Below are 7,488 nucleotides of genomic sequence, written 5' to 3' on the forward strand. Positions count from 1 at the left end.
ACCGGGCACAGTCTGGCGGTGGAGGCTGGCTATCTGACCCGGTGACGGGCATGGAGGGCAGATTCAAGCTTGCCGGGACCGAAATCTGACATGAGCATCGCCTATCAGGATGCCGACGACGGAATGCAGGTGCGGCCTGGCATGGCCTGGGTCGCGGGCGGCAGCTTCACGATGGGGTCGGAGCGTTTCTATCCCGAGGAAGCGCCGCTGGGCCGTGTCTCGGTGGATGGCTTCTGGATCGATACCACGCCTGTCACCAATCGCCAGTTCGCGGCGTTCATCGACGCGACGGGATATACCACCGTCGCCGAGATCGCACCCGATCCCAAGGACTATCCGGGGATGCTGCCCGGAATGGACCGCGCCGGGGCGCTGGTGTTCCACAAGACGTCAACACCAGTCGATACCTCCGATCCAGGCAACTGGTGGCGGTTTGAATTCGGCGCCGACTGGCGCCATCCGCTGGGACCGGGAAGCGACATCGGCAGTCTCGGCCTATGGGAGCATCCGGTTGTCCAGATCGCTTACGCCGATGCCGAAGCCATGCGACATGGGCGGGAAAGGGCTTGCCGACCGAGGCGGAATTCGAATTCGCCGCGCGGGGCGGTCTCGAAGGAGCCGACTATGCCTGGGGCGACGAACTGGCGCCCGGCGGCACGATGATGGCGAACTACTGGCAAGGCCTGTTCCCTTTCGCCAACCAGATGCTTGATGGATGGGAGCGGACGTCTCCGGTCGGGACTTATGCCGCCAACGGTTACGGCCTGTTCGACATGATCGGCAACACCTGGGAATGGACTTGCGACTGGTGGAGCGACCGGCCCGAGGCGCCCGCGAAAAAGAAGAGCGGGCAATCGTGCTGCACCCTCAGCAACCCGCGCGGTGCCAGGCTAAGGGACAGCTTCGATCCGGCCCGGCCCGATCTGCGGATCGGCCGCAAGGTGTTGAAAGGCGGGTCGCACTTGTGCGCGGCCAACTACTGCCAGCGCTACCGTCCCGCCGCGCGCCACCCCGAAATGATCGACACATCGACCTCGCATATTGGTTTTCGCTGCGTCATTCGTAGCCATTCAGCGTACTGAAAAGTCGAGCTGAATTTGGGTTTTGCTAATACCGGCTTTGTCGACGGACGACCCGTTCCTGTCATTCGGGCGTCAATTTCCGAACCCCGGGTTCGGACGTTCTGCTTAGCCATCATGAAGGTCCATGATGGCCGTAAGCAATCTGACCGTTTAAGGGCTGGCCCGGGATATTCGTACACACGCCTCAGTTAAACCCATTTCACTGCAAAGCTCTTCAGGAAGCCCGACATGACTTGATGGAGACTTTCGAGCGCTCATCAGCACGGCGAGCAAGCCGACGCCCGACGCTGCCGCTCCAGCGATCGCGACAATGGGCAGGCTGAAGCCTGCAGCAATTACTCCTCCGCCCAGCCCGGCGCCGATCGCGTTGCCGAGATTGAAGGCGCCGATGTTCATCGAGGAAGCGAGGTTCGGTGCATCGGCGGCGGCACTCATCACGCGGACCTGCAGCGGCGGGACCAGTGCGAAGCTGGCGATGCCCCACAGGAAGATGAGCACGGCGGTCGGCCCTGCGTAAGGCATGGCATAGGCGAAGGCGGCCAGTACCGCCGTCAACGCAGCCAGCGTCACGATGAGAGTCACATCGACTGATCGGTCCGCAAAGCGCCCGCCCAGCCAGTTGCCGATGGTCAGCCCCACGCCGTAGACCACCAGCATTGCCGTCACGAAACCGATCGAGCCATGGGTCTGCTCGCGCAGGATCGGGGTGATATAGGTGAACACGGTGAACATCGCGCTCGCACCAACCACCGTCAGACCCAGCGCCGCCAGCACTGGACCACGCATCAGCACCCGCAGTTCGGAGCGTGCATCCCCGTCCGTTGGCGCAGGCATATCTGGCAAGGTCAGCCGCAGCGCCGCGATAGTCAGCAGACCGAGCACGGAAATGCCCCAGAACGCCGAGCGCCACCCCATGACTTCGCCCGCCCAGGTCGCCAGCGGCACGCCGACGACATTGGCGATCGTCAGCCCCATGAACATGGCGGCCACCGCGCCGGCTTGCCGCTGGGGTGGGACCAGGCTGGCAGCGACGATCGATCCTACGCCGAAGAAGGCGCCGTGGTTGAGCGACGTGACGATCCGCGCGAACAGCAGCATCCCATAACTGCCGGAAAGCGCTGCCATCAGGTTGCCCGCCGTAAAGATCGCGGCGAGCACAATCAGCAAGGTGCGGCGTGGCAATCGCTCGGTGGTCAGCGTCATCAGCGGCGCGCCCAGCATCACGCCGATCGCATAAGCACTGATCAGCAGACCGGCCGAAGGGATCGAGACACCAAGGTCGGCGGCGATGACGGGCAACAGGCCCATCGGTGCGAATTCGGTGACGCCGATGCCGAAGGCCCCAGCCGCCAGCGCGAGAAGTGGTGGATTGATCTTCATGATACTCCTCCCGTCAGACAAGCGGCGGGTTCAGGCGGGCGAAACCATCCTGTTGATGATAGGGTGCATGGGGGTAGGCGGGCATCCGATAGCTGGCCTGATCGAGCCGGGCGACCTGTTCTGTCGTGAGTGACCAACCCACAGCGCCAAGGTTCTGGCACAACTGCTCCTCGTTACGCGCCCCGATGATGACCGACGACACCGTGGGCCGCTGCAACAGCCAGTTGAGCGCGATCTGTGGAACCGTCTTGCCGGTTTCCGCCGCGATCTCATCGAGTGCGTCGACGACCCGGTAGAGATGTTCGTCCTCCACCGGTGGCGCGAAGATGGCGGTCTGGTGTAGACGGCTGCCTTCGGGGATCGGGCTGCTGCGCCGGATCTTGCCGGTGAGGCGTCCCCAGCCGAGCGGGCTCCACACCAGTGCGCCCACGCCTTGATCTGCAGCGAGCGGCATCAGGTCCGCCTCGTAGGCGCGGCCAATCAGCGAATAGTAGACCTGATGGGCCACGAAGCGCGGCCAGCCATGGCGATCCGCCACGCCCAGCGCCTTCATCAACTGCCAGCCGGGATAGTTGGAAACGCCGACATGGCGCAGTTTGCCTGCGCGGATGAGTTCGTCCAGCGTCGCCAGCAATTCGTCCGCCGGGGTCGAGGCGTCGAAGGCGTGGAGTTGCAGCAGATCGATATAGTCGGTGCCGAGACGGTTCAGCGCCGCCTCCACGCCGCGGATCAGCCGGCCGCGCGATACACCCCAGTCGCCCGGGCCGTCCCCGGTCGGCAGACCGAGCTTGGTGGAGATCAGCACTGCGTCGCGCCGTCCCTTGATCGCCGCGCCCAGCACTTCTTCCGACGCTCCGCCCGAATAGACATCGGCGGTGTCGAACAGGGTTATGCCGGCGTCGAGGCAGATATCGACCAGACGGCGCGCTTCCTGCGCGTCGCTATTGCCCCAGGCCCCGAACAGGGGGCCGGAACCGCCGAATGTGCCGGTGCCGAAGCTCAGCGCAGGTACCCGCAGGCCCGATGCGCCCAGTTGCCGATATTCCATTGTGATCCCTTTTCATTCCGTGATGCACGCATAAATGGAATAGCCAATGGCCTCCGTTTAGCGGGGCGAAAGGCGAAAGATCTTTGCATTGGATGAAAAGATGCCCTTCCACGCCGATCGGGCACGGGCGCTGGAAACCTTCGCGGCGGTGATCTCCGAAGGCAGTTTCTCGGCTGCGGGCCGGCTGCTGGGCCTCACGCCCTCGGCGGTCAGCCGCGCGGTGGACCGGATCGAGGATCGGCTGGGAGTTCGCCTGTTGCTGCGCTCCACCCGCGCCCTGACGCTGACGGCCGAGGGACAGGCCTATCTCGGCAGCGCCCGGCGCATCCTCGCCGATCTCGACGAAGCCGAACAGTCGATCGCCGATCGCGGCGCCCCGCGCGGGCGGCTGAGGGTAAGCGCGGCCCATTCTCATGGCCGGCTGTGCATCGTGCCGTTGCTCGGCGAGTTTGCGCAGATTTATCCGCATATCATCGTCGATATCAGCCTCAGCGACCGGCTGGTCGACATCGCCGCAGGACAGGCAGATGTGGCGATCCGCTTTGGCCCCCTGACCGACAGTCCGCTGACCGCCCGCAAGCTGGGCGAAAACGGCCGGGTCATCGTCGCTTCGCCGGCTTATCTGCACCGCCACGGCACACCGGCGATACCAGAGGATCTGCATGGCCATAATTGCCTTAACTTCAATTTCCGCCGGGCCGAACCCGTCTGGCCGTTTCGCAAGGATGGGCGGGATTATGCGCTGAGCGTTCGCGGCACGATCGAGGCTAACAATGGTGAGACGCTGGGCCAGCTCGCGGCCGACGGTGTCGGCATTACCCGCGTGGGGCGGTTCAGTGTCCAACCCGAGCTGGCATCAGGCCAGTTGGTGGCGATATTGGAAGACTATAATCCGGGCGACATCGAAACAATCCATGCTGTTTTTATGGGCGGGGCGAATGTACCGGCCCGGGTCAGGGTTTTCGTGGATTTTCTCGCAGAGCGCCTGATCTAACATGGTTCGGTGCTCCAGGGTTTGGGCTGCCGACTGAATAGATGTTCAGCACAACCGGCCCCTCGGTCAATCGACGACGTCATCCATGCAAGGATGATGCGCTTGCTCCTGTCAAATGCCGTCATCAGCATAGCGCGGTGGCGAAGGATGCGCCGGGCTTTCGCTAAAAGCTTCTCGCCACTCCGACCAAGCAAAAGCCGCACTTGAGCCAAAGTCATATAGACTTCAGACTATGTCTATTGATTAAGTAGACATATATCCGTCACACCGCTCCGCATTCATCGAATGAGGGGGTTGGTTTGAAAGCGTTGTTCGGTAGGACTTTTTCTGGAAGAAGACACAGATTGCTCGCCAGCGCGGCGTCCGCGATTGCAGTCTCTGCGGTAATTTTTCCTCAAGTGGCTTCGGCCGAAGAAGCCGCCGGCCCGGCGGATGCAGCGGCCGTTGACGCAGACATCGGCGAAATCACCGTGACCGCGCGCTACCGCACGGAAAGTGCGCAGGACGTTCCCATCGCGATTTCCGCCATTTCCAGCCGCCAGCTGGAGGCGCAGGGCGTCAGCTCGCTCAAGCAGGTGGTTCAGCAGCTCCCCAGCCTCAATATCCAGGGCTTCAGCGGCCGCAACCAGACGATCACGATCCGCGGCATCGGCACCAATGCCGGCGGCACCAACGACGGGCTCGAACAGGGCGTCGGGCTCTATGTGGACGGCGTCTACCGGCCGCGTACCGGATCGGTCATCACCGACCTGATCGACATCGAAAGCATTCAGGTCCTGCGCGGGCCGCAGGGCACCCTGTTCGGCAAGAACACCGTTGCGGGCGCGATCGACATCACCACGCGCGAGCCGCAGTTCCAGCAGGAAGCGCGGGCGGAGCTGAGCTACGGCAACTACAACCAGGTGCGCGGCTACTTCGCGTACAACGGGGTGGTCAGCGACGACCTGGCGTTCCGCGTCTCGTACTTGCGCAACCGGCGCGACGGATTGATCTACAACACCACCCAGCGCGAGCATTGGGACAACCTCGACAATCATGCCGCGCGGTTCGATCTGCTCTACAAGCCGAGCGCGGACTTCAAGCTGCGCCTGATCGCGGACTACAGCATCCAGAAGGGCGACGTCGGCTTTACCAGCATCGCCGGCGTCCTGCCGACGACACTGGCGAACGGCGCGCAGGTCCGCGGGTTCTACCGCCGTGCCGCCGACGTCGGATACACGCCGGGCACCGTCAACGCCTTCGACCGCAAGACCGACATCGACTCCTCGCAGTACGACGAGATGCCCAGTTGGGGTGTTCAGGCCCGCGCGGACTGGGACGTCGGCCCGCTGACGCTGACCTCGATCACCGCATACCGCAACTGGAAATGGGTGCCCAATTACGACGGCGACCAGTTTGGCGCCAACATCATCACCAACAGCGTGGTGGCCACCAAACAGCAGCAGTTCAGCCAGGAACTGCGCGCCGCATCCAAGGGCGGCGAAACCATCGACTATACTGCGGGGCTCTACTTCTTCTGGCAGGAGGCCGACGACGACGTCATCAACCGCTATGGCCGCGACGCGACAACGTGGCTGACCACCGCGAACACGCCGACGGCATCGGTATCGACATTACCCTCTGCCGTGTTCGACGGCCTGACATCGTACAATCACGTCCTTCCCGCGACCCACAGCTATGCGGCCTATGGGCAGGCGACATGGAACATCTCCCCCTCGCTGCGCTTGACGGGCGGTCTTCGCTACACTTACGAGCACAAGACCGGCATTTATGAAGCCTACGCCACGGGCGATTACGCGCTCCTTTCCAGCTTCGATCCGGCGATCCGGTCCACCGTCGCCGCGCTGCGCGCCGCTTATGCGCCTGCGGGCGCCTACACCGCGTCGGACAACACCAGCAACGTGTCCGGCACCGCCATCGCCGCCTACGACCTTTCGAGCGACGTCCATACTTATGCGTCCTATTCGCGCGGGTACAAGTCGCCCGGCATCAACCTCGTGCGCCAGTCACTGGGCGTGGACATCTTCGTGCGGCCCGAGAAGGTCGACAACTACGAACTGGGCATCAAGACGCGCCTGCTGGGCGGCAAGGCGGAATTCAACCTGGCGCTGTTCTGGGCCGACGTCAGCAATTACCAGGCGAACTTCGTCAACTACGCGGTGACGCCTGCCGTCGGCTACATCAGCAACGTCGGCAAGCTGCGATCGCGCGGTGTCGAGGTCGATGCCCGCGCCCAGCCGTTCGACGGGCTGAACATCGGCGTCGCGGGAACCTACAACGACGCGGAATACCGCTCGTACCGCAACGCGCCTTCGCAGTTCCTCTATTCCTACCTGTCCTCGATGGACCTGTCGGGCCGCCGCGCTTCGGGCGCAGCGCGCCTCGCCCTGACCGGCAACGCCGAATACCTGCATTCGGTGGGCAACGTCGATGCCTTCGCGGGCGGCGACATCAGCTATCGTTCGGGCTTCTACGCGGCGGTGAACCTCGATCCCTTCACCTGGGTGCGCGGCTACACGCTGGTCGGCCTGCACGGCGGCGTGCGCGATCCCGATGACCGCTGGGAAGCCTCCCTGTGGGTACGCAACCTGTTCAACAAGAACTACTTCAACACGCTCTCCGTCAGCGCTTCCAACGGCATCGTCCAGGGCGCTTTGGGTGAGCCGCGCATGTACGGGCTGACGCTCAAGGGGCGCCTGTGAGCCAGACTGCAATCACCGAACGACCATCCGGCAAAGGAGTTACGGCAATGACCAGAAGAACCTTGAAGCTCGGCCTCGTCACGATGGGCGCGGGCGGTCCCGGCCAGCACAACCGCTGGCTCGATCCCGACATTCCGGCGGACGCCAGCGTCAACATCCGGTGGTACATCGAACAGGTGCGCAAGGCCGAGGCCGCAAAGTTCGACTTCGTGTTCATCGTCGACAGCCAGTACATCACCAAGGATTCGCCGCCGCACTACCTGAACCGGCTGGAGCCGCTGA

The 7,488-nt window shown here is 63.5% G+C and carries 4 protein-coding genes and 2 pseudogenes; 4 read left to right on the plus strand and 2 right to left on the minus strand.

Features of this window, described 5'->3' with window-relative positions:
• Window positions 1-141 precede the first annotated feature (141 nt).
• A pseudogene (locus LH128_RS16770) lies at window positions 142-1,082 on the plus strand (formylglycine-generating enzyme family protein).
• A 150-nt stretch (window positions 1,083-1,232) separates the two neighbouring features.
• On the opposite strand, the gene LH128_RS16775 reads toward LH128_RS16770, so the two are convergent.
• Both LH128_RS16775 and LH128_RS16780 read right to left on the minus strand, forming a co-directional pair.
• On the minus strand, window positions 1,233-2,462 hold the full coding sequence (locus LH128_RS16775) for an MFS transporter (RefSeq protein WP_008830855.1): 1,230 nt from the start codon (window positions 2,460-2,462) through the stop codon (window positions 1,233-1,235).
• A 13-nt stretch (window positions 2,463-2,475) separates the two neighbouring features.
• Window positions 2,476-3,510, minus strand: coding sequence for an aldo/keto reductase (locus LH128_RS16780; RefSeq protein WP_008830856.1), 1,035 nt, complete (start codon window positions 3,508-3,510; stop codon window positions 2,476-2,478).
• Between the two features lie 100 nt (window positions 3,511-3,610).
• Here LH128_RS16780 and LH128_RS16785 point away from each other — a divergent pair, with 100 nt between their 5' ends.
• The 3 genes and pseudogenes from LH128_RS16785 to LH128_RS16795 form a co-directional block, all read left to right on the plus strand.
• Complete coding sequence (locus LH128_RS16785; protein ID WP_036523373.1) at window positions 3,611-4,504, plus strand: LysR family transcriptional regulator; 894 nt, start codon at window positions 3,611-3,613, stop codon at window positions 4,502-4,504.
• Between the two features lie 398 nt (window positions 4,505-4,902).
• Window positions 4,903-7,206: a TonB-dependent receptor gene (locus LH128_RS16790; protein ID WP_051211510.1), complete on the plus strand. Its 2,304-nt coding sequence runs from the start codon at window positions 4,903-4,905 to the stop codon at window positions 7,204-7,206.
• A 47-nt stretch (window positions 7,207-7,253) separates the two neighbouring features.
• Window positions 7,254-7,488, plus strand: a pseudogene (locus LH128_RS16795) (LLM class flavin-dependent oxidoreductase); the annotation flags it as partial.

It is taken from the genome of Sphingomonas sp. LH128 (assembly GCF_000293195.2).
Taxonomy (GTDB): Bacteria; Pseudomonadota; Alphaproteobacteria; order Sphingomonadales; family Sphingomonadaceae; genus Novosphingobium; species Novosphingobium resinovorum_A.